This is a genomic window from Gammaproteobacteria bacterium, from assembly GCA_041395725.1.
Taxonomy (GTDB): domain Bacteria; phylum Pseudomonadota; class Gammaproteobacteria; order Pseudomonadales; family Pseudohongiellaceae; genus NORP240.
Map to the genome: position 1 here is coordinate 2,526,088 of JAWKZW010000001.1, position 25,690 is coordinate 2,551,777.

The window sequence follows — 25,690 nt, forward strand, 5'->3', positions numbered from 1 at the left end:
AGGAAAAAGGTCTAACGCTGACTGCATTGATCATAGGTGCATTGAAATCATCAATTATTCAGAGTGTACCTAATGTCCTGAGTCTGCCTTTAGCGGTACCGCTACCACGGAGCGCGCAGACAGCTTTCAACATCCTGCGATAAACAGAATTCAGCCGACCTCTTCAAAGACTCGCTAGTATATGTCTCCATCGGGCTTCGGCTACTTCAAAACTGTGATTTTCTCTTATCTCCCGAATAGCCTCTTTGCTGTAACGCTCCCAAAGTTGCTCTTGATTCAGGATGCAAGAGATCGAAGTTTCGTAATTTTCAACAGAAGCGGATTGTTCAAGCACAATTCCGTTTTCTTTATTGTGGATTGCATATTCCATATCACCACACCTGGCGACGATGGGTACCACGCCACAGGCCATTGCTTCAAGGCTGGCGAGAGACAAACCCTCATTTATAGAGCATAGAAGAAACAATTTTGATCTGACGAAATAGCTCGAGACGTTATCGGTTTCAAGCCACTCGAGGTTGTTCTGGAGACCCAGCGCATTGATTTTTTCACTGAATTCCTCGTGCATTATGCCATCGCCAAGCCAACAGAGTTTTATATCTGGATTGATTGCGACAAGCTTTCGAAAAATTTCGAGGGTAAACATTGGGCGCTTGCGTTCACGAAGTTGAGCGCAGACAACTATATCGATATCACGCGGGGCGCCCAACTCAGGCGGGCTATATCTCTTGGGATCCACGGTACTATGCAGGATAGATACTTTTTCGGGCTGGATACCCTCTTGAACCAATTGTTTTGCGGTAATTGAGCCAGGAACGAAGATTCTGTCCGAGGCGTGTGCGAACATTCCTACAACTTTCTCCCATAGCCCTGGCCATGGTGTTTTTTCGATAAGACGATTGTCGGTTACTCGTTTATCGTGCGCAAACCTCAGCTCTGCTGGCCCGGCGATGAAATGAAGAAATACTGGTATACGCCTGATCTTGGCGACTATAACGGCGAACAATCCGTGTGGAACAAGACTATAGGCCATAACTAATTTACAGTCTTTCTTAAAGACCTCATTTATCAACAAGAGGAATCTGCCTGGCAGTCGGCCGATTAGTTTCAGCCATCCCGTTGGGTAAACCCACGTGACTCGTTCATATTTCGGGCCCTCTCGATCGGAAACCACAACTAATTCCACATCTGGTCTAGAGCGAACCAGAGGTACCAGTTTGGCGTGGAATAAATTGTTGTTGAGAGTTGTAGTAATGACAATGCGCATAATGGTAGCCAACTAAGAGTCAAGAATGGAAAGGTTGTAATTTCCGGCTTTGGTCACATCAGATTCGCCGCTGAAGAAATCAGCGACGCAGGGCTGCCAGCTCCAATTTGGTTTTCCTATCCAGGAGGGGCGTTACAAAAAGGAAAAGTACAAAGCCGGCGATGACTAGTAGTTTTATCACAGACCACTGGATGCTGAAGCCTTGCGGAAATGAATTTATGGCCAGTACCCCTATTGCAGTGCCGATAAACGCTATTGCAATGGCCCTTGGCCAGTCAATGTTGATCAGGCGGGTACCGATTAGAAGATTAATCGTCAGTGTGGTGGCGATTCTCAGAATGTTAATCAATAAAAGCGCCAGGGCAGCGCCAAGTATGCCAAATTTTCCGATCAGCAGATAATTGGCTGGGACACTCGCTAGTAAGGCAACCAGACCAATAACAGGGATCGTCCAGGTCTTTTTCTGATAAATGATTCCAAGCTGAATATTGAGATTAAGTGAGGAAAGCACAAAGCAAAGCCCCAATACTGGTATTGCCGGGATAATTCCAAGGTACTCCTCAGGTGATATTAGTGTGATTATCTCATGACCAAATAGAGAGAGGCCCAAGGAACAGGTAATCATAAGGGCCACGAATACCAGCAGTATTCTATTAAAGACACCTTGATCTTCCCCTTTGGCTAGAGTTTCGAATCGACGAACGAAAAAGATCTCGGAGAATGGTTTTGCTATGAACATTTGCAACATAGAGGCAAGGCGGTGTCCAAGGGAATAAATCCCAACAGCAGAGGGGCCAACCAATACATTAATAAAATGTCGTTCGACTACCGGTAGGGCCGCATCTGCGAAGGAGGCAGGGATGAGTGGTATACCATAAGAAACCATTTCCCTCATCAATGGAAAGGAAAAACCCGTTCCTACCGTTCGCAAAATACCGACTGAAAGAATTAGTGACAAGGATCCCAAAGAAATTACCGTAGCGTAGATGACTCCTGGAACACCTAGTTTTAGGTAAAAAACCAGTATAAGGTTGCTCGCAATAAATAGCACTGCTTTGGAAATGGCAATGCTCAAGTAGGACCATGCTTTTTTTTGAATGATAGTGTAACCGACAACTACTTCAAACAATAATGTGAAAATCAGGCCGGCGATAGCGAAAACGAAGACACCCAAATATTCAGTTGTCTCGAAGAGTACAGATACTGTCAGTCTTGCGATCGGGTACGCGAAAATAAGAATAATTAAGGAAAGGGCGAAAAACCCGAGTAAAGTCGTACTGATTACAAGCTTTTGTTCATCTGAGTCATTATCAAAGTCGAAATAAAATCGGGTCATGGCTGCAGTGAAGCCCATACCAAAGAGTATCGCAAGTAGATCCGATACAGCCATGACTATTGCCAAAAGACCGTATTCCTCAAGGCTAAGCGTGTAGGTATACAACGGGATCAAGATAAAACCGGCAGAGCGATTTACGATGTTGGCCAGCAGATATATGCTGCCGTAACTTGAGATGGTTTTCGCTTCACTAGTTGACATTTTTCACGACACTGCCAGAACGCTCTTTCTCAACGAGAGATACAGAAACCCCAAGGAAAAAGAAGACAAAGAAAACAAGGTACCAGAATGGACCGGTATCCACGAAAAGACTATTAACTACCAGGTTGGCGAGCATCGCAAGTGAGTATAATGGAAGTAGACCTGCTATAACGGACCTGTCATGTTTTTCTCGATAACTCTGAAGCAATAAGCGTGTGATGGATACTAATATGGCAAGATACAAATAGATACCGAGTATCCCTGTTAATGAGAAGATGTGAAAAAATTCGTTATGAGGAATACCTACGCCACTGACCCAGTTGGCGGAAATTCCAAAGAAATCCATGGCGTATTGAGGTAACGCAGCAGAGAAAGCGTCAGGTCCAAATCCAATTCCAAGTATTGGATTATTGATTCCCATACTTATTGCCGCCACCCAGATAGCCAGTCTCTCTGCGATCGGCGCAAGAGAGGTTAGTCGCTCCTGAAACTCAGTGATATCCAGAAATATCGGGAATAGTGCAACGCCGATGCTCAGGCCAAATGTAGCCAAACTAATTAATGTAAGTCTAACCCTTGAATCGGCGATTCCGACCATCCCAATCGCCACTATACCGGCCAACCATGGCGCCCTTGTCTTAGACAATATTATTGCAATCCCTATTGCTGCAAGGACTATCAGGACGAAGAATCTAGCCAAAGCATCTCGAGTGGAGCCAAGTCGATAGATTCCAAGCAGCAATATGCACGTTGCAACAGCGCCGTATTCGGAGGCATTGGCGAAAGTGCCCGTCACCCGGCCTTCGTCCGCATGGGGAACTTCCAAGAAACTTGGGACAAAAATATCAATTCCCAGAAAGTACTGAAGAAACGCCTGTCCAGACATGAATAAACCGACAACGAGCATAATATCTATGAGTTGCATAACGCTTTTCTCATGCCATTCCAGTCGTCGGGCAATCATAAAGGCAGACAATCCCATGATGTACTGAATAAAAAAGTAACCGTCCTGAATGGGATCTGGTGGGAAGTTGCCAAGAACAATCGCAAGGATGTAGGAGGCAACTGCAACCCCCAGAAAGGCGATCCCAAACTTCTCGGGTTGTATCAGCCGATATCTAATGCCCGTTTTGAATATAGGCGGGAGAAGCAGCAATCCGACTATCCCGATAAACAACAGCCTCTCAGTATTCAATACAGGGACATTCTGAAGAACAGTATTGGGGAATACAAATACTGTCGGCACACCGACAAGCAGAAGGATCGTAAGAAAACGAGGCCCGAGAATAATAAGGAAAGTCAAGGCAATGACACTAATGATAGCTGCCATTCCGATCAGTGACCCGATACCTGCAAAGAGGGCGAAAAGAACTACAAGTAGTCCGGCAGGTGTTAGCCAGAGTAGTTTCAACATCAGACTTGAATGCATGTTCCGTTGTCCGCTACCCCGGTGTTGGTGCTGATGAAATAATCAGAGGGTCCTTAGTTGTCTGTTTATTTAAATCTTGGAAATTGCCCCAATGGCCCCGACGCCCAGAATTTCTTCCGCCACATGGGTATGTCGTACCCGCCTGTCAAAATATTCAAACAGCAGGGTAAGTCCAAAAACGAATATAAAACCTCCCGCAGATCCGAGTAAAATATAAAACAATCTTGAATGGTCGGGTCTTGCCGCAGGAATTGCTTGCTCAACAACGCGAACGTTAACAAGATCAGTTGTGGCCAATTCTTTCAATCTTTCTTCGTCATAGCGGGTTTTATAGGCCTGGTACAGTGCCTCTTCAGACTCTATATTCAATCTCATCTGCACTGTTTGTGATTGAGTCAGCTCCAATAAGCGTATTTCGTTGTCAATGTTCTCAATTTCCTGTCTGTAAGTCGAAATAAGTTCATTCGCGCTCCGGACCCTTTCATGGCCGGGACTAAAACGCAGTCTCAGGTCAGCGAGTTCCACGTCAGCAGCGACAATTCGCTCCATCAACAACGACCGTTGTTGTATAAGCGACCTTCGTTGTTCATTAGTAGCCTCTACATTATTTAACTGATCGAGCTTCTCCAGCTCCCTTCTATGCTGTTTCAGCTGAGACATAATTTGATCCATCTGTGCCTCATAAACCTTGGCAGTGTTTTGGGGAGAAAAAATCTGTAACCGGAGGTCGATATAGCTGGAAACGATTGCGTTGACTATATCAGCAGTCCACACAGGGTCTTCACTGGCGTAGCTCAGATTTATGATGTTGGACTGGACGGGTGCTTCCACTTTTACACTGCTTCGGAGTTGCTTGATCCAGCTGTCCCTGCGACTTGTTTCTTCAGAAAGTCCAATTGAAATCAGGCTGGAACGAACGGAATCGGTCAGATTTTTAATCATGCTTGGCGTCGACTCACGTTCGAAAGGCCGAAGATCGTCCACTGCTTTAGCGATGACGGCGTCAGATGTCAGTATGGCAATTTCTGTATTCATGGTTTCAGTACTCTGCAATCCTTGCGTATAGTCAGAGCGCATTGTGGGCGACCGATTGTACTCTACAAGTAAAACACTTTTTGCTGAGTAACGTTGGGGAAGTAGATATTGTAAAGCAACAATAACTGAAAGAATGAATAGAAACGTCCCCAACATTAGACGGTGCCATCTGAATAGGAAGATAAAAATGTCTCGCTTGGTCATAGGTATTCAGGTCCGGTTCATTGCGGCTTTGTGTACTTTCACTATCAGAGCGATCGATATATGAATTCTGGTACGGGTCTTTCCTGTTTATTCAGTATAAAGCCGGAAAGTTCATGTCCGCTTCGATCTAATTTGTGTTTGAAATCCTCAAGAGATTCTCGTGTCGTTCTCTCACTGTCTATTATCAGGACCAGATGGTCCATAAAATCTGCCCAGTAAACAGGCGCCAATTGATCCCAGGAACCGATATCGACAAGAATCGTATCGTAGTGCTCTCTGAGGTCGACTAGATACTGTCCAAACTCGGCACTTAAGCAATAGTTCTCGCTGGTTTCGTAGTCGATAGTAATTAAAGCCAGATCCCCATTCTCAATTGTTTCCAGATGATTAAGAATGCTGAAATCCATCCTATCAAACGACGCGCTTGTTAGTGGATTTTTGGCACCTGATTCTAACAGCTTCGCGATTCGGGTGCCTGTAGGATTGGCATCGATTATTAATATCGAGCCGGGAGATAATGCACCCAGAGACCTAGCAAGCCCGGTAACAGTGGTGCTTACACCCTCACCGGGTAGTCTGGATATGAATCCCACTACAACGCCATCGCCAGGGTTGCCTGTTAGCTTTGACGCATTAAAACCAAGATGCGCCTCTAGGAAGGCAGCTTTCGCTTTCTTGGATTCGAAATTAAGTCTTTTTCTGATCATTAGTCGCTTACTACCTGTCCGCCAACAACAAACTGTATGGGAAGCATGTTACGAATGTACTGCTCAACAATACGATTAGCTTCCGCTATCCCGGATCGTGGTACGTACAACACGTCGAGAGGAACAATTGGTATTTGATCGTCGATAGCCTCACCATGGTCCAGTCTGCCCTCCAGATTAATAGACCAATTGTCCAGGGAGTTGTCCTCACGTCTTCTGAAAAGTCTTACATCATCTGATTGGGCGGTGGATTTCAATCCACCCGCAGCGGCAATGGCCATTAATGGGTTTAAAGGTTCTGAATAGTTTATTGGCCCTGGTCTTTCAACCTCTCCGATTACGTACACTACTGAAGGTGCAGATTTCTGGAGTTGAATCACTACCTGTAATCGAGACCCAAACAATTCCTCATACCGTTGCTTGATCATTGACTGCAAAGTTGAGAAATCTGTCTGGACGGTAACGGGCTCAATAAAGGGGAGATCTAGAGTATCGGAGTATCCGATAATGTAGTTCAAGGGCTCGTGCTGACCGTTTCGATTTACCAAATTCAGAAGAGGCAGCAGTGGATCGGTATTTTCTTCTACGGAAACTACCACTTCAGGACTGACAATGTTGCCAGCAATATACAATCCTCTAAGTTCGCTTTGTATTGAATCGATTGTTCTGTCCGCTGCCTCGACACGCCCGACTACGGGCAGGGAAACATAGCCATCTGGTAGTACAACCACTCGATCGCGCGATAATTCTGGATGGTCAAAGACATCTACTCTGAGTACATCGCCTACGGATAAGAGATAAGGAGATTCTGTTTGGAAAACCGAGGCGAGAAAACTAACAGAAAGCGAGTCGCCTGGGCCTAACTTTGATTGCGCCTGGGCTGTAGGATAGTAGCCTTCGGGAACTTGCGCAGCAGACGGAAGGGATGTTCTGTTAGCACAACCAGTCGTAAGGACGATAAATAAGACCGCAAATGCAGTTTTCAGACTTTGATTTGTCATTATCAGCTCACTCTAATACCAAAATACCCAGCCCCGCTTTCAGGCCAAAATATGTTGAATTCATCATAAATAGATTCAATAGATGATGAATGTATTTATCCCATTGCTCACGATGGCATCAGTAGAGCTCCTCTGTGATGGCATGCTCTAAAATCTGATGCGAAGAATATTTTCAGTTACGGGTGCAGTTTTTCAGCTGCCTGTTTATCTCACTTCTCGCCAGAATTAAATTCTTCTCCCCGATAACCGCCATTAGCGGAGTGTGCGGGAATGGCCAGGTTAATCCGGATAAGCGATTTCCCAGAAGTTTCCAATTCTACACTAAACATTTTCAAAAACTGTTAATTATCCTGCAAATACATGGAATATTTAAGCGTTTATCTAACATCGCCGGGGTGTGGTGAATGTCTCCAGCACACGGTGCTCACCTGGCAGCGCATTGCTTCCATGGCTACTGGCCATTATACAGATGGCAAAGCGCTTTGATGAAGGCCATGCGCGAAAAGCGTCTTGGAGATCAGGCGTTAATTCTATGTAAACCGCTTTGTTTTCCAGACTGTGAATATCATCACTAAGTTGCCATCGCTCCTGAAGTAAAGTGCATCCTCCACTCTCATCCAGCGGCTATGGGCACTAAAGCCTTGCACCAAGGGAGTGCATTTGAATCGGGGAAGTCAGTGTCTGATTTTCTGGCTCAGATTTACAGAAATCATGTAGTCATAGAGGGAAGCTATGAAGCAAGAGATGATGAAGAATAGTCCCATCGGATTGGTTTGTGTGTTGCTCTTGCTTTTTTGCAGCACCGATGTCAGCGCAGACAAGGTCGTCCATCCGTATCTCACGAATCCGGGAATGGGGTTGGCGACCTTTCACAGCTTTAATGGGGATCTGCCGCTCAAAGACTTTCCTGAGAGTTCCGTTTTGTATTTCCGGGTATATTGGGATGAGCTTGAGCCTGGATCCAGAGGCAATATTTCGCTGGACGCCTTGGATCAGATTCTTGATCACGCCGCATCGAGAGGGCAGACCGTCGGGTTTCGAATAATGGCCGACGGAGATGGTGGCACTAGAGTTCCGCGTTGGCTCTTGGATATGGGAATCAATGGAACATCATACCGGGCCAGTGATGGGCGATCAGCTTTCATGCCGGATTTTAATGACCCTGTTTTTATTGCCGAGGCAAGGCGGCTCGTTGATACGATAGGGCAGCTATATGATGGAGATCCCAGGCTTGAGTTTATCGACATAGGTTTGATCGGTATGACGGGCGAGTGGCATATGGGGGAATCCAAGGATCCATTGCCTGAAGAGTACAATTGGCAAAGTGTTATCAATATGCACTCTGATGCCTTCCCTAATACACAACTAATAATGCCAGTGGGATCAGTCTATGATCAAGGCCGACCTCTCAACTACGGAGTAGGTCAAGGGGCTGGTTGGCGAGCTGACTGCCTTGGTGACAAACTGTATCGGACCGGCACGTGGAATCATATGGATTCCTATTATCCGAAAAGGGTTCACAATGAAGCAAATGTCAGTCAAGCCTGGCAGCAGGCGCCGGTATACTTTGAAACTTGCGGCGATCCCAGTGACTGGTATCGAGGAGGAGTTACGCCCGAGCAATTCAGAAGTGTATTGAATTATGCGCTGGAGTATCATGTATCGCTTGTGAATTTCAGAAGTAAACCAATACCGGCAGAATTCTGGGAACCGCTGACAGAATTTCTAAATAAAGTTGGTTATCAACTCGAACCTGTTTCTCATGACATTGCTCGCACCGTATTCGCGGGAGACTTCCTGAGTGTGGATGCCGAGTGGAGCAACAACGGTGTTGCTCCACCGTACAAACCTTTTAAGCTAAAGTATCGGCTTCGAGCTGTCTCGGGGCTGATAGCAGAAGAGTGGCAATCCAGTCAATCTCTGAGAGACTGGTTACCGGGGACCATTTCCTTCGCTGAGCAATTTCCAGTTGCCTTGACTACAGAGCCGGCACTTTACTACATCGATACCGCTGTGACATGGGACGCTTCACCCGTAGATCCTATGATCAAGCTGCACAGCAATTCCGTGTTGCCCGATCAGTGGGTCGAGCTTGGTTCTGTCAGGATCAGGTGAGCTCGGTAGTCGGTCATACTCTGAGCTCAGTGTCGCCCCCTCACCAGACACGGAAGAGACAGCAGGCTGGCCTCTATTAGGTTCAACACGCCGGTCCCCGCACCGGCGTGTAATTGAACCGGCTCACAAAATTACTGCTGCTCTAAGAAGCATTACCGTAAGGCGATAGTCTGCTTTGGGCAGTAGTTGCAGTGAGCGAGGCTCGTGTTGTGTTGAGTAAGCTGCTTCAGTGTCTCCTGTAGGACTACAACGCACGGATGACACCTGCTTCATTCAGGCGCTGCCAGTGCATGAAGCTGTTCCACATCCACAACAAGGTGTTCGCCGTGCCAGTTCAGCCTTGTGTAACTTGCCCCGCTTCAGTCGTAGCGACCCTTGCCACAGTTTCAGCCGCAGCCCATCATGCAGCAGCACCTTTATTCTGTTGGCGCGGTTCCTCGCATAGGTATGAGCACAATGATTCCCGGGGTTACCTAACACTTGGACCACGCGGCCCAGCGCCTTGCCCGGCCTGTTTGGTTCAGTTGTGGACCAGGTTGGCATTGAGATCATTGTTCCTGGCGGTTCCTGCGTAGATACTCGAGGTACTTTTCCCGCGGCTGGGGTCTGTGTTAGAAGTTCGGGGAATACCTTCGACGCTTCGAAGGTGTGGCAACCACTCAGAGGAATTACCGTTGAACATACACGCTACTTTAACCTTGATAGATTGCATACATTCATTGGGTATCGAACTCCCAACGTAACTGAATTCGGTTTTAGGTATCAACAATGCACTGTGTGAGGAAGCGGGTCAAATTCCCGCTGATGTTCAAGCATAAATGTGCCAAAAATAAATACCTTATTTTTTTCAGTAAGTTATAATCTTCGGCTATCATGAAAGAGCGCTGACCGGTAAATAAGTTTGACACACCTGGATTTCCGCTGGATGCTGTCATCGACTGGTCTACGGTACTGATCTTTCTGTTGACTCAAGGCTTGGAAAAGCCGGGTTTGTGCGGTATTAGTGTATCGCGGATCTCGTGAAAGTGTTGCCTGTACTCAGCTGAAGCGACACCGGGAAGGGATTGTCCAAATTCGCTCATACAAGGCCAGGCCAAATTTGGCATTGGAGGGCTAGGGGTAAATGACATGTTACCTGGCCTGCTCAAATCCTTAGTGTGTGGGCTATATCGTGTCACTAAAGAAGCGCGAGTTATTATTGACTCAAACGGTAATCACTTCTAAATTGGTGCCATCTGATTTTAACTATGACACATCTCTGGATCATGTCTCTAGGTATCGCCAGAATTGGCTGCGTTTCAATTAGCGAACATTGGTGCACTGCGACTCGAATGGAATCGTGCCCCTCCCTTCAAAAGATAAGTGAACGTTTATTTGACTTTATGTGTGAGTAGGAGCTTTTTGCTTTGGTGCAGCGACACTACATATTCAAGGAACAAAGCAACTCCCAAGCAGTCTTTTACCGGCTTGTTGATCTATTGCTTTTGCAGGCTACATTGCTACTCACCGCTTATGCATACGGAGTTCCATTTTCCTTTCAGTACCTGACGGTTGTTTTACTTGCTGCGATTGTCTATTTCTTTATTGCCGAATCGTCTCATTTGTACCGGGACTGGCGGCCGGGTTATTTCAAGCCGATCATTTTTTACTCATCACTCGCCTGGATAGGAGCAGTGCTGGTAGTGTTGGCTTACCTGTTTCTTTCCAAAACCAGCGAGCTATACTCTCGTGTAGTGCTTACTGCCTGGTTTGTACTCTGTCCGGTAGCCCTTGTTAGCTGGCGGTTGACCGTCCGGAAAGTCTTGCGTAGTTTACGAAGGCGAGGTATCAATACTCGCTCGGTAGCAGTGATTGGTGCCACAGGTAGTTGTGACAGATTGGTTCTGGAAATTGATTCCAAGCCTGAACTGGGCTTTCGTCTGATAGGTATTTTCGATGACAGAGACTCAAGCCGGTTGGACACTGTTTATGAAGATAGACTTGTTGGGAGCCTTGAAGATTGTATCTTCAGAGCCAGGAACAATGAATTTTACGCAATTTTTATTGTTTTGCCTCTTACGGCGGCTGAACGAATAAAAGATATTATTACCAGGCTCGGAGATACAACCGCCAGCGTACAGGTAGTACCAGATTTGTTTTTTCACAGTTTGATGAGCGCGTCATTGAAGAACGTTGGCCAATTGCAGACGATCAGTTTGTATGAGAACCCTGTGACGGGGGCAAGTGCGATGTTAAAAAGGGCTGAAGACATTGTGCTTTCCATAGTCGCGCTCTTGTTTTTCGGATTTCCTATGTTAATCATTGCTCTCTTGATAAAAACAACATCTAAAGGTCCGGTTTTCTTTTCGCAGGACCGCTATGGCGCAGGCGGACGGAAAATAAAGGTAACGAAATTTCGCACCATGTGTGTGATGGAAAACGACAACGAAATCAAGCAAGCAGTAAGAAACGACCCACGAGTAACCCGTATAGGTGCATTCTTAAGAAGAACCTCTTTAGACGAACTTCCCCAGTTTTTCAATGTGCTCAAAGGCGACATGTCCGTGATCGGGCCTCGTCCCCATGCGATAGCCCACAACGAGGAATACAGAAACCAGATAGATTTTTATATGGTTCGTCACAAAATAAAGCCAGGGATCACCGGCTGGGCGCAAGTTAACGGCTGGCGCGGTGAAACAGATACTCTTGACAAAATGCAGCAGCGGATCGCGCATGACCTGGATTATATCCGGAACTGGTCACTTTGGATGGACTTTAAAATCGTTGTATTCACCATAATGTATGCTTTCAGGGATAGAAACGCCTACTGAATATAAATACGGTATAACCGACGGTTAGTTAACTGTCGTTTCTCCGCTTGGTTTATCGAGTAATGGACCTTGATAGATTAATTACACACGAATATTTACTTAACTAAATCCCCCTCAACAGCGATAACAAACTAATGAAAGTCAGTATATTTGGTACAGGTTATGTGGGCTTGGTGACCGGCTCCTGCTTGGCGGAAGTGGGCCACCACGTGGAATGCGTCGACATTGATGTCAATAAAATTGAGCTTTTGAAACAAGGGCATATCCCAATTTACGAGCCTGGTCTGAAGAATTTGGTGGATTCAAATGTTGCGGCAGGCAATTTAACTTTCACTAGCGATGCAGTTTCGGCAGTAAAACAAAGCAACTTAATTATTATTGCTGTAGGGACCCCACCGAATGAGGATGGTTCGGCTGATCTTCAACAGGTTCTCGTCGTAGCATCATGTATTGGCGCTCAAATGCAGGATCACAAATTTGTCGTTACCAAGTCCACTGTCCCAGTCGGGACCGCGGATAAAGTTTCATCAGTCATCGAAGATGAGCTCCGAAAGCGGGGTGTATCGATAACCTATGATGTGATTAGCAATCCTGAATTTCTCAAGGAAGGGGCCGCAGTTTCTGACTGCATGAGGCCGGACCGGATTATCGTCGGCGCGGAAGGCGTGCGAGCCATAGAAGTGATGCGTGAACTCTACGAACCTTTTAACAGGAATCATGACAAATTACTTGTCATGGATAAACGCTCAGCCGAGTTAACGAAATACGCTGCCAATTGCATGCTGGCTACAAAAATAAGTTTCATGAATGAAATGGCGAATATTGCAGAGAAGTTAGGTGCGGACATCGAAAAGGTGCGGGTAGGAATCGGTTCAGATCCTCGAATAGGATATCACTTTATTTATCCCGGCTGTGGCTTTGGAGGTTCCTGTTTTCCTAAAGACATTCGCGCCTTGATTAATTCCGCTCGAGAGATCAATTACGAATCAAAAATATTGAACGCCGTAGAGGAAGTGAATAATGCACAAAAAGGAAAGTTACTCGATATTATATCTGCCCACTACAAAGGTGAACTAGGAGGGAGGACTTTTGCGGTCTGGGGGCTCGCGTTTAAGCCGAATACTAATGACATGCGTGACGCTCCTAGTCGTGTGTTGATTGAGGGGTTACTTTCTTGTGGCGCCCGAATTCAGGCGTTTGATCCCGAAGCCATGGAAGAAGCCAAGAAAATATATGGAGACTGCGAGGGATTCGTTCTTTCATCAACCAAGGATGAATCAATAAAAAGCGCTGATGCATTGGTTATCTGCACGGAATGGCAAAATTTCAGGGCGCCCGATTTTGACTCCATAAAGAATGAACTTAAAGAAGCGGTTATTTTCGATGGCAGGAATTTGTTTGAACCTGCGAAAATGGAAGCCGCCGAAATAGCCTACTATGCCATCGGACGTGGGTTGGCCGTTTCAAGCTAGAATTAGTAGGAAGCGGTGCGGGAGATTTAGCAGTCAATGCTGCGTGAACAAAGAAATCAATGATTTGGTCTGTAAAGAGCTAAAAATTCGAGGCGCCTACTGGTAATATACGCCGGGCTTGGCATTCAACCAAATCAATCCTGTAACACAGGTATTGGGCGAATCGTTGCTCCAGTCATTGGAGAGTGGCTGTGTATATGATTCGGGTATATGGTCTCCTCGCTATGTTTAGAGGCCTATGATCGCCGCTGGGATCTTTATATCTGTTGCCCTGAAACGCTCCGATTTTACGCAGCAGTTATTCGGAGAAAATCATGCCGCCTAAACACAGAAGACATCACATGGAAAAGTGCGCAACTGTTAAGAGAGCAGCGGACCGGCGTTTGACTGTTGTTTTCTTTGTTCCCGATCTCTCTGGTGGCGGTGCTGAGAAGATGTGCACAGAGTTTTTATCTCTAATCGACGCAAGTCGTTTCCGTCCTATTCTGATCGTCTGTAATAAAGAGGGCAGCAATCTATCAGCAATTCCCTCTACGGTACCTCTTTATTCGCTACAAAAGAAATCTCGCTTCTCTCTGCCCTTGCTTATATTTCGGTATTCGAAATTGATAAGTCGATTAAAGCCCGACGTGACCATCAGCTTTGCATGGTATTGTGACATGATTAATTTGCTGGCCCCGTCGGGGCAAGCGAAAGCAGTTTGCAGTATTCACTGTGTCCCCCGAGAGATACAGAAAGAGCGTTTTGGTCGTCTAAAATGTTGGATCAGCAGGAAAATGTATCCTCGCGCAGATAAAATATTAACTGTCTCAAAAGCCGTCAAAGAGGAATTTAGTCAAACCTTTCTATCTCCGCACGCCAGCAATATTACCGTACAGAACAATCCTTTCCCACTGGCAAGAATCAGTGCCCTATCCCAGGCTTACACTCACACCTGGCCATGCCACACTGGCCGATTAGTTGCCGTCGGGCGTTTAGACTGGGTGAAGGGATTTGACGTCCTGCTGAATGCCTTGGCAACATTGCCCACCCACCAAGACTGGCATTTGGTATTGTGCGGTACGGGGGATGAGCGCAAAAAATTGACTCAATTGGTCCAACAATTGCGCCTTCAAAATAAAGTCACTTTTGCCGGTTATCAGGCAAATCCATACCCTATTATCGCCTCTGCTGACGCGCTTATCTGCAGCTCTCGGTTTGAGGCATTTCCAAGCGTGATAGTGGAGGCACTGGCGTTAGCGACCCCTGTCGTATCATTTGATTGTCCATCGGGTCCGGCAGAGATTCTAAATGGTCAAAACGGCATATTGGTGCCCGATGGTGATCGGAAAGCCTTGGCCGATGCTGTTCTGAGAATATTGAGTGACGCCACACTCCGCAATACGCTCTCCCAGGCAGGTCCTTTATCCGTGCAACATTTGGATGCCCCTGCTTCACTGAACCGATTGGAAGAAACGTTAATCGGCTGCATTCAAAAGTATTGAAATGATAGGCACAGAGCCAATAACATCACACTGAATAGTGTGAATACGCTTACAGTTTGATTACACAGGGAAACACAGCTTATTTCCTGCAGCACAGGGCATCAACACGTATGTTTATGATCAAGAAATTATTGAGTCCGATATTGTACTACAGTGGTATTTACCGTAAGCAGTGGCAGCGTGCTGCAGAGTCAAGCAATCTGCTGCTGGTTCTAACCTACCATCGCATTGTCGAAACTGAGGCAGACAATGTAGGCTTGTTCGGTGTGGAACGGGGGATACCCGTTTCAGTTTTTGAGGCACATTTGCGATTCCTGTTGAAACACTTCTCTCCGGTTCATCCAGACGGTATTAATGACTTTATTCAATCCGGTACTGGAAATATCGGATTTTTAATTACCTTTGATGATGGGTACGAAGATAACTATTCACTCGCAGCCCCCGTGCTCGAGAAATATGGCCTGTCAGCCGTTTTTTTTGTCTGCTCGGATTTTCTCGATGTGCCTGACCCGTTTTGGTGGGAGAAAGTCAGCTACATCATAAAGAACACAAGAAAATCGCAACTGACATTGCCAAGTCCGCTGGACAGCGACAACTCATCGGTTGATGTGGGGACGGAACACCAAAAAATAGACACATATGAACGACTTTGCGCCCTTATTAAACAGTTGCCCCAGACCCAAGTTGCTGGCGTCATCGACCAGTTGGCAACCCAGGCGGCAGTTGATTTAGCGGACTGTCAGCGCACATTACCTCTTATTTCCAAAATACAACTCTGTGACTTGGTGCAACGCGGTTTTGTTGTCGGGGGACATACTGCAACACATGCCAATTTATCATTGATCACAGAAGAGGAGTCGGACAAGGAAATAGCAAAAGCACTGGATCAGCTTGAAGGAATTATCTCTAGACCCGTTACACTATTTGCCTATCCCTATGGCAACAAAAATGAAAAGATTAGAGACGAACTGGAATCCCGAGGCATGGCTGGGATTTTCACCTGCGATAAATATATTCATCGGCGTGGCCAATCCGGGCGAGAAATACCACGATTTACCCTCCAAAAGCCCTGGTTTTTTGCTTGTGCATATAGTTTTCACAAGGTGCTGGTGCAAACCTTGTCTGCTGGAAAAAAATAATCAGGACAATCAACCATGAATTCGGCTTCAAGCGGGCCAGTTTGGCCCTACAGGAATCGACTGTAATCGACCTTAAAGCTCTACCCTCTGAAGGGAACTGCTGTCTCCGGCAATGCATTAAGTCGTGGGATTTTGACCTGCAAGCCACAATGACTCGCAATGCCATCTCTTATCAGCTTGATTCGACACCGGGGCATAAAGCATTAGTATAAGTAACCGAGAGACCGAGCTTTGATGTGGGCCAAACCAGGTGGGCTTTGGTAGAAGTGAAGGTTTGAGGTAGGGCGTATTATTGCCTGGCGGTGTCAATACCCAGAAGAACACTAATTACGAATCCCAGCATCAGTCTCTGCAATAGCCTCGAGCTAAATCACAGTCAGCTTAATCTCATCAAGATACAAATTATACTGCCTTTGATAATCTTTCACGAAAAACCACTCGTAAAGTCCGACGATATACCCCGCCAGCGTACCCAAATCCCGGGCTAGTACAATGGCCGTGGCCATAAAGGCATAGCGAAGTTTTTTGAGTCCACCATCTACTCTAACAACCTTCCGTAAACCCGTTCTCCAGACGTAGAAGGCGAACAGGGAAACGATTGCGGTTGACTTGAGCAGCGGTGCGATAGGCATCCACAACAGGCCGATCAATACGAGGAGAAAAATCGCAAATTTTACATAATGCGGCCTCAAATGCCCCGTCCGCGCATGACCACGGCTATAGGTGAACAGCTGCTTGAAGAAATCCGGGATATTGGAGCGCATATGGTGATATTGGCGGGCTTCAACAGCAACGTCAAAAGCTGGATCGAACGCCTTGAGCTTACGTCCAAATAGATTATCCTCGGAAGCGCGCAGCCAATCGGGCATGCCTTTCAATTTCAGCCACATCGCGCGCGTTATCGAAAAACTCAACGCGCCTGGGGTTACGTCTTTCGGCACCTCCTGTAACAATTGAGCAATCGGTAACCTGTCCACCAAGGCTTCCAGGTGGTAGTGTATGCAGGCTACGCAATGTTCGAAATCGCTGCGCACACGCGGCAAAAATATGCCACATACATAATCAATATTGCCGTCCCGCTCATAGGCTGCCATCATGTGTTCAACCCAGCACGGGTCCACTACATTCCCAAAGTCCAACAAGAGCACTACATCACACTGCGTTTGCGAAACGGCAACATTGCGCCCTGCACCGGCATATACTTTTGGATTGCCAATCACTTTAACGGACACTCCACGATCAGCATATCGTTCAACCAGCGCGACCGTCTCATCACTCGAGCCCCCGTCTGCCACGATAATCTCATCAGGCAGGCGTGTTGAGGCAAACACAGAATCAAGGGTCTCAACAACTGAGTCTGCCTCGTTCAGCGCTGGCATGATAAGCGCAGCAGTTTTACGCATAACGGTAAACCTCAGCCATTTCCGGCGCTCGCCTTGTTCGTTTTTTGCTGGTCACCAGTGTATCTTCAGCAATTTCACTTACCATGTCGATAACTGCAAATTCGTACATATTCGGCCCTGCCGACCGAAAATGACAGTAAATCATCGGACGCCGGTTTTGGCACAACTCTTATCGTGGTTTGCGTTCGACACACCACAGGTTTTTGACGCCCATGTTGGATGGCATCATAGTAAAATCCCCAAAAGCATGTATATATTTTACTTCATCACAGTGCAATTGAACCAGAATACTTTGTTCAGACGGAATTTTGCCTTGTCGGCTTCAGTAACTGATCGATTTTATCGGAAATCCCGAACTATTCGGTGATCTTTGTCTGGTTTGTAGCTCTACGCTTGACCGGTATGAATCGAGAAGCGAAGATTTTATCCTGACTGAATAAATCTGTCATGCTCCGTACCTCAAGTGAAAACGAGGTCTTGCTACAGCGAGAAAGCAGCCGTTGTCACGTGCTTGAGGCGCGGCTGGGTTAAACGCTGATTACAGGTCAATTTCCACTGTAAATCACGAGCGATAAAATACAGGTTAGTTTAGTTATAACTGTTTCTTTTTTAACTGAACTGATAGTCCTTATAGGTTTCTCGTAGCGCAAGTTTGTTGATCTTACCGGTAGCTGTATGGGGTAGCTCATCGATAAACTCGACGCCATCGGGCATGGCCATCCTGTGCAGCTTGTCCTTAAGGAAGTCCAGCACCTGCTCCTGTGACAAAGTTCTGCCTGCGCGTAGAACGACGATCAATAAAGGTCTTTCCGTCCACTTGGGGTGATACCGGCCGATAACCGCCGCTTCAGCTATATCAGGGTGGTTGACTGCCGCATTCTCGATCTCGATGGAGCTGACCCACTCGCCACCGGTTTTGATCACGTCCTTGGTGCGATCGGTGATCTTCAAGTAACCTTCAGGTGTTATAGCGGCCACGTCGCCGGTCTGAAACCAGCCCTTTTCATCAACCGGGCAGTCAGCATCACCCGGCACATCGGATAATCCGTAGTAGCCCCTGGTGACCCAGGGCCCTCTGACCTTTAATGCGCCGGACGCTACACCATCCCAGGGCAGTTCTTCATTATTCTCATCGACAATACACATTTCGATGCCGAATACGCCACGTCCCTGCAGTACCTGCAGGTCGACCAGTTCTTCCGGGGTAATGTCTTCCATGCCTTTCTTCAGGGCAAACACCGTGCCGAGCGGGCTTGTCTCTGTCATGCCCCAGCCTTGTGAGACCGTGCAGTTGTGTTCGTTTCTGAAGCGCTCAATGATTACCCTGGGGCAGGCGGCACCACCGACATTGACTCGTTCGAGGGAGGGGATGGTTTTCTGGTTCGCTGAGAGATAATCCAGCAGTGCCAGCCAGATTGTCGGTACACCCGACGAGACCGTAACCTGTTCAGAATTCATCAGATCGCACAAGGTTTCGCCGTCGGCCATTTTCGGCCCCGGCAACACCAGCTTCGTACCGACCATGAGTGCGGCGTAGGGCGCGCCCCAGGCATTGACATGAAACATCGGCACAACCGGCAGACTGGTCTGAAGATTCGAGGCACCGGTGACATCCGGCAAAGCGCCGGCCAGGGCGTGGAGAAGGGTAGAGCGATGGCTGTACACGACGCCCTTGGGGTTGCCCGTGGTGCCCGAGGTGTAGCACATGCCGCTGGCTGTGTTTTCGTCGAACTCCGGCCAGACGTAGTCATCGGACTGTGCCTCAAGCAGCTCCTCATAGCACAACACGTTGTCAAAGCTGGACTCGGGCATGTGTGCCCGGTCGGTGAGTACCACAATGGTTTCCAGTTTCGGCAGGTGCGCCTTCAGCGCTTCCAGCAAAGGCATGACCAGGACATCGACAAACATGACCTTGTCTTCGGCGTGATTGATGATGAAGGCCACTTGTTCGGGAAACAGGCGTGGATTGATTGTATGGCAGACCATGCCGGTACCCGACACAGCGTAATAAAGCTCCATATGGCGGTAATCATTCCAGGCCAGCGTGCCGATCCGATCCCCGAACCTGGCGCCTAATGATTCCAGCGCATTCGCAAGTTGCCGGCAGCGCCGGGCAAAAGTCCTGTAGTTCTGCCGGTGCCGGGGGTTATCGACCGTGACAGAGACCATTTCCACTTCCGGGAAGTTCTTTTCCGCATGTCTCAGAATCGATGAAATCATCAGCGGCGTGTTCATCATCAATGCTTGCATATTTCTTCCTTTTCAACTCAGGCCTGCTTGTTGGTGATCCGATTCAGTAAGCCGACTGAATCCGTGCAAAGAGCCTATCTGGATTGCCTGTACGGGTTGTTTGTTTGCCAGCTTATCGTGAAATGGGGCCTGGGTAAAAGTCAAGCAGCCTGCTGTTGGTTTTCTTGTCTGCTGCCGCCTCTTCGTACTGACCCGAGTTTCCAGCGTTGTCGTTCGCGGTTATCCGGCCGAGGCCATTAAGTTAACCCGCACGCCTTATTGCTCCGGGCCACGAAGCTCTCTGACAATGGTCTCCAGTTCCCCTGCTGTCACCTTGTTGCCGGCCAGGGCAGGCCCGGCCACCAGTTCGATACTGCCGCGGAAGTTACCGGGTAGCCCACTCAAGGCTTTACCGCGGCGACGGCTGAACCAGGAGCGCCACAGGCCTTTAAGGGCAAGGGGCACCACAGGTACCGGCCGCCGGGCCACTATGCGTTCTATACCCTTGCGGAAGCGATCGACTTCACCGTCAGCTGTCAGCTTGCCTTCCGGGAACAGGCAGACAATATGGCCTTTCTCCAGGGCAGTGTCGATTTCATCAAAAGCTCTGCACATCATTTCCCGGTTTTCATTCGCCGGTGCTATCGGGATTGCGTTGGCCAGGCGGAACAGCCAGCCCAGCAGTGGTGCGTTGAATATCCGGTAGTACATGACGAACCGGACAGTGCGTTTGCAGCATCCGGCGATTACCAGGGCGTCCACGAAACTTACATGGTTGGCTACCAGCACACAGGGGCCGTCATGGGGAATGTTCTGCAGGTTCCGGCAGCGCACGCGGTACATGAAGTGGATTGACAGCCAGATGATCAGGCGGAAGATGAATTCAGGAACACGACGGAAGATATAAAGGGCTATGGCGATATTGATCAGGCCGGTGATCAGAAACAGTTGTGGCACGGAAAAACCGGCACTGATCAGCACAATGGCATACAGCCCGGACAACACCATGAACAGCGCATTCAGAATATTGTTGCCGGAAATAACCCGCGACAGGTGGCTGCGCTCGGTTCGGTTCTGTACCATGGCGTAGAGAGGAACGGTAAAGATTCCCCCGCTGATTCCAATCAGCACGATGTCGGCGAGAATGCGGATATTGTGCCAGTCGGTCAGGAATTCACCGGCGCTGAGGCTGGGAGACAGTGAGTCGCCCGGATTGCCCAGATAAAGGTGAACGGTGAACAGGCTGAGGCCGAAGGCGCCAATTGGCACGATGCCCGGCTCGACCCTGCCATTGGACAGCTTCTCACAGGCGATTGAGCCAGTGCCAATCCCTACGGAAAACGCCGCCAGAATCAGGGTGGTTACCGATTCTGTGCCGCCCAGGGTAAACTGTGTGTAGTTGGGAATCTGGGCCAGGAAGACCGAACCATAGAACCAGAACCAGGCGATCCCGAGGATCGATTCGGTCACCGCCTTGTCGGTGCGGATGTATCTGAAGGTGCGGATAGTCTGGCTTATGGGGTTCCAGTTTATCTGCAGATCCGGTGCCACTGCCGGTGTTTCGGGGATCTGGCGGCTGGCCAGGTACCCGGCGACTGCGACCGACAGCACGGTTACAGATAGCCACACTACGCTATGTTGCGGCAGGGAAACCAGTATGCCGCCCAGCAGGGTGCCGAGCAGGATGGACAGGAAGGTGCCCATCTCCACCAGGCCGTTGCCGCCGGTCAGTTCTTCACGTTTAAGATGTTGAGGCAGAATGCCGTGTTTGATCGGCCCGAATGCCGCTGATTGCAGGCCCAGCAGAAACAGCACTGTGATCATGAAAGCGAGGTTGTTTGACAGCAGCGAGACCGCCGCCAGCAGCATGATCAGAATCTCGATAAACTTGATAGTGCGGATGCTTCGGGATTTCTCGAATTTATCGGCGAACTGGCCGAAAGTGGATGAGAAAAGAAAGAATGGCAGGATAAAAAGGATCGCCGCCAGGTTGACCAGGATTCCGGTGTTGAAACCCAGTTCCCGGGCGCTGCGAAACGCGATCAGGATCAACAGGGCATTCTTGAAAATATTGTCATTGAAGGCGCCCAGGGCCTGGGTCAGGAAGAACGGTAGAAAGCGCCTCTGTCCCAGCAATTTGAACTGATTGTTCCCGCTCATCGGAGAATCCTCGGTGGTCTAGCCGCAAACCGGGCGACGCAGGGCAGTGAAAACCCGGGTTTCCCAGGGCCGGGTAGCGAGCAGGGTGCTGATGCCACGTTTCTGCCGCAGGGGCAGTTTCTCATCTTCCAGATGCAGCTCGTTTATCTCGTTGCTGAGCTTGTCCAGTTTGCGCACCAGCGCGGCGATGGACCCCTGGGACAGCATGGAGCTGATGAATACCCTTTTTTCATCGGCGCGGTTGAAAGACGCGTTGAGAAAATCACCCTGCAGCTGTTTCTCGAAATATTTCTGAATCGGACCACCCGGAATCCAGCGGAATTTCCTGGACACTAGTAGCCTGTAGCGGTTACCGGGGAGCATCTCGAGTAATTTCATGCGGTCGAGAAGCGCCATGTAATGGATGCCTTCGGACTCCGAAATAGTATAGGTGGCGATAATTTCGTCAAGTGCCCAGCGGTTGAGCAGGGCATGCGCCGTGCAAAGCAGTTTCTCATCCGCCACCAGCTGGCGCTCCTGGTCCGTGGTAAGTTCGTCAAGCCGCATAGTGTCCTTCTCCATGGCGGCCACCAGATCGGCCAGTTCGAGGCCCAGAAACTGGAGTACCTGCTCAAGACGGTGCAGCGAAAAGTTCTTCTCTGCGAACAGGCGTTTCACACTGGCGTGCGAGAGCTCCAGGACATCGGTCAGATCGGCATAGGTTTTACCCTGGCTGCGCAGTTCCCGTTTAAGTGCTTCGATCAGGCGATTGCTTTCACTCATAATCAAGTCTCCGGGTCGATAGGGGTGGAGTCCGGTGGGGGATCGCCACGTTGCCTTCAGGTGCCGTGCCAGCTTTTGGCGGTTCCGCTACGACTATCTCTCGCTTACTGCCCGGTGCCACAATCCGGCCCACCATTACAGCCAGGATGATCGCAATCAGGTGGGCCTGCCACGCCACGGCCGGCCCGTCACCTGCGGCCAGACCGGGAACAACGCTCAGACCCTGCCACCACTGCAGGGCACACAGGCCGACCGGCAATGCGACGAACAGAACGCGCAGTCTGCTCCGCCCTTTGCCGGATGCCCGGGCCAGGAGCGGATTCCTGTCATGCAGGGCCAGCCAGGCGAGTAACCCGTAATTTATGGCCGAGAGGCCTCCGTATTGAATCATGGCCGGGACCAGCAGGTAGAGGCCAAGGCCCGTACCGCTCATCAACAGCGCCAGTAACCGGTGCAGGGTTTCCGTCCCAGCCAGTTTTCTGATCTGTCCGGCCAACAGATAAAAAGCGAGGCCATTGAGCAGCAGGTGAGGCATTGAGAAGTGAACCAGATGTCCGGTCAGCAGGCGCCACCACTGACCAGCCTCGATCATCTCACGATTGAACCAGAACAGATCACTGGCGGGCTGGCCATTAAGGCCCAGGGCGACGAGAATAAACAGAAAGGCTGTTACAGTCGGCATGATAAGGCCTTCCTTAGACACGACGCCGTGCTGACACAAGACCGGCACCCAGGCTCAATGCCAGTACCGCGAAAAAAGCCAGGTCTACGCTGCCAGCGCCGACATAGCCAGGGCGGCGGCTGACTCGTCGTGTGAGTAACATAGTGAAGCTCCTCGCTCAGGCAACCGGAGAGTCCGGATTGAGTGCGTTGCAGCTTAGGGATAACGACCACTGTATGAAACCAATCTCTTTCTTGTAGCGATAAATCACACCGAAAGTATCAAATAATGCTACTTATTGGTATGCCTGCCGGAAGCGGCGGGCCGGCCCGGGTTGGTGCCCGGGGCCTCAATAGGCACCACGTCGATCATTAGAGGGGCAGGGTAAAAGGCGTGAGTGTGAGGGGTGACACGGAACATGTGCCGTTGGACGTGCGGTTGCTGCGTACAATCGGCCTGGCAGAATGGCCGAATGGCAACTCATCTCTTATAGTGGCAGGTAAGAATTCTCTATCTGGACCCGAATACGCTGAAGAACTCGGCCTCGCCCGCAGGGGTTCCGATCAGCACCATCTCGCCGGCTTCCGGCAGGATTGAATCCGGCATGGGGTTGGTCATGGTTTTTTCATCGCCATCAATGCCTATCACGCTGCAACCAGTCAGATGGCGGATGTTTGCTTCGGCCAGTGTTCTGCCTGCCAGTCCTTTTGGTACCGGTATTTTAAAAACGTTCAAGCCCTCGGCAATCATCAGCAAATCGCTGCGCTGCAGCAAATTGAATAGCGCATTTGCCCCCATCGAAGCGTAGGACATAACAATATCCGATCCGGCGCGGTGCAGCCCGGCCACGTTCTGTTCTAATGTGGAGCGGCTGATAATCTGGATATCAGGGCGCAACAAGCGGCAGAAAATCGTCAGGTAGATATTGGTCTCATCGTCTCTGGTCGTGATGATGACAGTGGGCGCGCTTTCTATGCCGGCTTTTATCAGGGTGGATTTATCCGCTGCTGACCCGTGAATGTACTTCTCGCGATCCAGTACTCGTTCTTTCAAATTCTCAACTATTACAGATTCGATACTCCGCCGCTTCAGGGCCGCTGCAGTGGCTCTTCCCACTCGCCCGCCGCCAATAATTATCACCGGCGCCCACTTTTTCTGAGTTGTGTCGTTCTTATAACCTGCGTTGAATTGCTTTATTTGCTGGGTCGAGCCTGCCATTACAAGTACGGTGTTGGCATCAATTACGCTTTCTGGCTGCCCGATCTCGAAGTTACCTCGCGCCCAGAAGCCGACGATGCTCACACTGGTACTTGCCTGGGCTTCACCGTATCCCATCCCCACCAGGGTGGTTTGCGAGGCATCGACTTCTGCGATCAGCAAATCATCAATCCGACCAATGATATGGCTGAACTGTTTACCGCCAATCGCACGACGCGCCAGGGCTTCCGCCATCAAATGGGTAAGGTCAAGCACCCTGTTGCAGCCGGCAAGCTTTAATACCTCGACAGCCGAGTTATCTCTTGCCGTGGAGATTACCGGGATATCGGGCGTAATACCTCTAACAGTAAACACCACGGAGGTATTGGCGATATCCTGACGGGTTGTGGCAACCAGGGCGGCTCTCTCCAGCCCCGCCTTCTGATAGGTGTCAGGGTCACTCAACTCGCCGTGTATAACATTAACCCCCTGATCGCTTAAGTGCAGGACGTCTTCAAGCTCGGGAAGTATCACCACGTAGGGGTACTTGAACTGAACCAGCTTTGGGATCAATGCCATGACTACCGGATCGTAGTAAGTCAGGATGACATGCTCCTGCATTTCTTTTGGCACAGTCCGCGGAACCCGGTGGGCTGCTCTGGACTCCATCCACGGCTCATAGAAAAGCTCGATAAAGGTAAATGGCAGTAACACCAGCATGAAAATAATGCCAGACAGCAAGACCACCATGGAAAAGATGCGGCCGATGTCGGTGACAAATGCAACATCGCCATAGCCCAGCGTGGACATGGTAGTGAGCGTCCAATAAAAGCCGGTCAGCCAGGAATGCTGCTGTCCCTCATAGAGCATCAAGAGCCGAAAGATCACCGCAAACGAAGTGACGAGCGTTAGCAGCGTAAATACGAACCGGGTAAGCGAACGGGCGTTTCTTCGCTTGAGTAGCTGCGTTAATCGCGATGTCGCCGTCCGCAAGAAATTCGCTTTGACAGTCGGCCTGGTGCTGGCTGAGGAGCTTTCTGAAGAACGGCCCAAAGAGAAAAAACCGATTAATAGTTAG

At 49.1% G+C, this 25,690-nt stretch carries 18 protein-coding genes; 5 read left to right on the forward strand and 13 right to left on the reverse strand.

The window, feature by feature from the left end:
• Window positions 1-163 precede the first annotated feature (163 nt).
• The 6 genes from R3F50_11045 to R3F50_11070 form a co-directional block, all read right to left on the reverse strand.
• Window positions 164-1,267: a glycosyltransferase gene (locus tag R3F50_11045; protein MEZ5490843.1), complete on the reverse strand. Its 1,104-nt coding sequence runs from the start codon at window positions 1,265-1,267 to the stop codon at window positions 164-166.
• Between the two features lie 79 nt (window positions 1,268-1,346).
• The gene (locus R3F50_11050) at window positions 1,347-2,804 is read right to left on the reverse strand and encodes an oligosaccharide flippase family protein (protein ID MEZ5490844.1); all 1,458 of its coding nucleotides are present in this window, start codon (window positions 2,802-2,804) and stop codon (window positions 1,347-1,349) included.
• Window positions 2,794-4,233: an O-antigen ligase family protein gene (locus R3F50_11055; protein MEZ5490845.1), complete on the reverse strand. Its 1,440-nt coding sequence runs from the start codon at window positions 4,231-4,233 to the stop codon at window positions 2,794-2,796. The genes R3F50_11050 and R3F50_11055 overlap by 11 nt, the downstream gene beginning before the upstream one ends.
• Window positions 4,234-4,302: 69 nt before the next feature.
• The gene (locus R3F50_11060) at window positions 4,303-5,268 is read right to left on the reverse strand and encodes a hypothetical protein (protein ID MEZ5490846.1); all 966 of its coding nucleotides are present in this window, start codon (window positions 5,266-5,268) and stop codon (window positions 4,303-4,305) included.
• A 248-nt stretch (window positions 5,269-5,516) separates the two neighbouring features.
• Window positions 5,517-6,179, reverse strand: coding sequence for a hypothetical protein (locus tag R3F50_11065; protein ID MEZ5490847.1), 663 nt, complete (start codon window positions 6,177-6,179; stop codon window positions 5,517-5,519).
• Window positions 6,179-7,180 carry a polysaccharide biosynthesis/export family protein gene (locus R3F50_11070; GenBank protein ID MEZ5490848.1) on the reverse strand — a complete coding sequence of 334 codons (1,002 nt, stop codon included), beginning with the start codon at window positions 7,178-7,180 and terminating at the stop codon, window positions 6,179-6,181. The genes R3F50_11065 and R3F50_11070 overlap by 1 nt, the downstream gene beginning before the upstream one ends.
• Window positions 7,181-7,912: 732 nt before the next feature.
• Between R3F50_11070 and R3F50_11075 the strand changes: the two genes are divergently transcribed.
• The 5 genes from R3F50_11075 to R3F50_11095 all read left to right on the forward strand — a co-directional run bounded on the left by R3F50_11075 (window position 7,913) and on the right by R3F50_11095 (window position 16,200).
• The gene (locus tag R3F50_11075; GenBank protein MEZ5490849.1) at window positions 7,913-9,295 is read left to right on the forward strand and encodes a DUF4832 domain-containing protein; all 1,383 of its coding nucleotides are present in this window, start codon (window positions 7,913-7,915) and stop codon (window positions 9,293-9,295) included.
• Window positions 9,296-10,704: 1,409 nt separating this feature from the next.
• Entirely contained in the window at window positions 10,705-12,105 is a 1,401-nt protein-coding gene (locus R3F50_11080) for an undecaprenyl-phosphate glucose phosphotransferase (protein MEZ5490850.1), read from the forward strand.
• Window positions 12,106-12,239: 134 nt separating this feature from the next.
• A complete protein-coding gene (locus R3F50_11085; protein MEZ5490851.1) occupies window positions 12,240-13,577 on the forward strand; it encodes a UDP-glucose/GDP-mannose dehydrogenase family protein in 1,338 nt (445 codons plus the stop codon).
• A 341-nt stretch (window positions 13,578-13,918) separates the two neighbouring features.
• Entirely contained in the window at window positions 13,919-15,061 is a 1,143-nt protein-coding gene (locus R3F50_11090) for a glycosyltransferase (GenBank protein ID MEZ5490852.1), read from the forward strand.
• Between the two features lie 110 nt (window positions 15,062-15,171).
• Entirely contained in the window at window positions 15,172-16,200 is a 1,029-nt protein-coding gene (locus tag R3F50_11095) for a polysaccharide deacetylase family protein (protein ID MEZ5490853.1), read from the forward strand.
• Window positions 16,201-16,565: 365 nt separating this feature from the next.
• On the opposite strand, the gene R3F50_11100 is transcribed toward R3F50_11095, so the two are convergent.
• The 7 genes from R3F50_11100 to R3F50_11130 all read right to left on the reverse strand — a co-directional run bounded on the left by R3F50_11100 (window position 16,566) and on the right by R3F50_11130 (window position 25,665).
• A complete protein-coding gene (locus R3F50_11100) occupies window positions 16,566-17,603 on the reverse strand; it encodes a glycosyltransferase (GenBank protein ID MEZ5490854.1) in 1,038 nt (345 codons plus the stop codon).
• A gap of 609 nt (window positions 17,604-18,212) precedes the next feature.
• Complete coding sequence (locus R3F50_11105; GenBank protein ID MEZ5490855.1) at window positions 18,213-19,853, reverse strand: long-chain-fatty-acid--CoA ligase; 1,641 nt, start codon at window positions 19,851-19,853, stop codon at window positions 18,213-18,215.
• Window positions 19,854-20,108: 255 nt separating this feature from the next.
• Window positions 20,109-21,992: an MFS transporter gene (locus tag R3F50_11110; protein ID MEZ5490856.1), complete on the reverse strand. Its 1,884-nt coding sequence runs from the start codon at window positions 21,990-21,992 to the stop codon at window positions 20,109-20,111.
• Between the two features lie 18 nt (window positions 21,993-22,010).
• The gene (locus tag R3F50_11115; GenBank protein ID MEZ5490857.1) at window positions 22,011-22,754 is read right to left on the reverse strand and encodes an XRE family transcriptional regulator; all 744 of its coding nucleotides are present in this window, start codon (window positions 22,752-22,754) and stop codon (window positions 22,011-22,013) included.
• Entirely contained in the window at window positions 22,747-23,436 is a 690-nt protein-coding gene (rrtA, locus tag R3F50_11120) for a rhombosortase (GenBank protein ID MEZ5490858.1), read from the reverse strand. The genes R3F50_11115 and rrtA overlap by 8 nt, the downstream gene beginning before the upstream one ends.
• 13 nt (window positions 23,437-23,449) lie before the next feature.
• Entirely contained in the window at window positions 23,450-23,578 is a 129-nt protein-coding gene (locus R3F50_11125) for a hypothetical protein (GenBank protein MEZ5490859.1), read from the reverse strand.
• Window positions 23,579-23,925: 347 nt separating this feature from the next.
• Window positions 23,926-25,665, reverse strand: a complete 1,740-nt coding sequence (locus tag R3F50_11130; GenBank protein ID MEZ5490860.1) for an NAD-binding protein — start codon at window positions 25,663-25,665, stop codon at window positions 23,926-23,928.
• Window positions 25,666-25,690: the final 25 nt, after the last annotated feature.

What these genes read in the sequence shown, in the direction of transcription:
- R3F50_11045 (MEZ5490843.1), bottom strand. Translation starts at nt 1,267, where the DNA reads ATGCGCATTGTCATTACTACAACTCTCAACAACAATTTATTCCACGCC.
- R3F50_11050 (MEZ5490844.1), bottom strand. Translation starts at nt 2,804, where the DNA reads ATGTCAACTAGTGAAGCGAAAACCATCTCAAGTTACGGCAGCATATAT.
- R3F50_11055 (MEZ5490845.1), bottom strand. Translation starts at nt 4,233, where the DNA reads ATGCATTCAAGTCTGATGTTGAAACTACTCTGGCTAACACCTGCCGGA.
- R3F50_11060 (MEZ5490846.1), bottom strand. Translation starts at nt 5,268, where the DNA reads ATGAATACAGAAATTGCCATACTGACATCTGACGCCGTCATCGCTAAA.
- R3F50_11065 (MEZ5490847.1), bottom strand. Translation starts at nt 6,179, where the DNA reads ATGATCAGAAAAAGACTTAATTTCGAATCCAAGAAAGCGAAAGCTGCC.
- R3F50_11070 (MEZ5490848.1), bottom strand. Translation starts at nt 7,180, where the DNA reads ATGACAAATCAAAGTCTGAAAACTGCATTTGCGGTCTTATTTATCGTC.
- R3F50_11075 (MEZ5490849.1), top strand. Translation starts at nt 7,913, where the DNA reads ATGAAGCAAGAGATGATGAAGAATAGTCCCATCGGATTGGTTTGTGTG.
- R3F50_11085 (MEZ5490851.1), top strand. Translation starts at nt 12,240, where the DNA reads ATGAAAGTCAGTATATTTGGTACAGGTTATGTGGGCTTGGTGACCGGC.
- R3F50_11090 (MEZ5490852.1), top strand. Translation starts at nt 13,919, where the DNA reads ATGGAAAAGTGCGCAACTGTTAAGAGAGCAGCGGACCGGCGTTTGACT.
- R3F50_11095 (MEZ5490853.1), top strand. Translation starts at nt 15,172, where the DNA reads ATGTTTATGATCAAGAAATTATTGAGTCCGATATTGTACTACAGTGGT.
- R3F50_11100 (MEZ5490854.1), bottom strand. Translation starts at nt 17,603, where the DNA reads ATGCGTAAAACTGCTGCGCTTATCATGCCAGCGCTGAACGAGGCAGAC.
- R3F50_11105 (MEZ5490855.1), bottom strand. Translation starts at nt 19,853, where the DNA reads ATGCAAGCATTGATGATGAACACGCCGCTGATGATTTCATCGATTCTG.
- R3F50_11110 (MEZ5490856.1), bottom strand. Translation starts at nt 21,992, where the DNA reads ATGAGCGGGAACAATCAGTTCAAATTGCTGGGACAGAGGCGCTTTCTA.
- R3F50_11115 (MEZ5490857.1), bottom strand. Translation starts at nt 22,754, where the DNA reads ATGAGTGAAAGCAATCGCCTGATCGAAGCACTTAAACGGGAACTGCGC.
- rrtA (MEZ5490858.1), bottom strand. Translation starts at nt 23,436, where the DNA reads ATGCCGACTGTAACAGCCTTTCTGTTTATTCTCGTCGCCCTGGGCCTT.
- R3F50_11125 (MEZ5490859.1), bottom strand. Translation starts at nt 23,578, where the DNA reads ATGTTACTCACACGACGAGTCAGCCGCCGCCCTGGCTATGTCGGCGCT.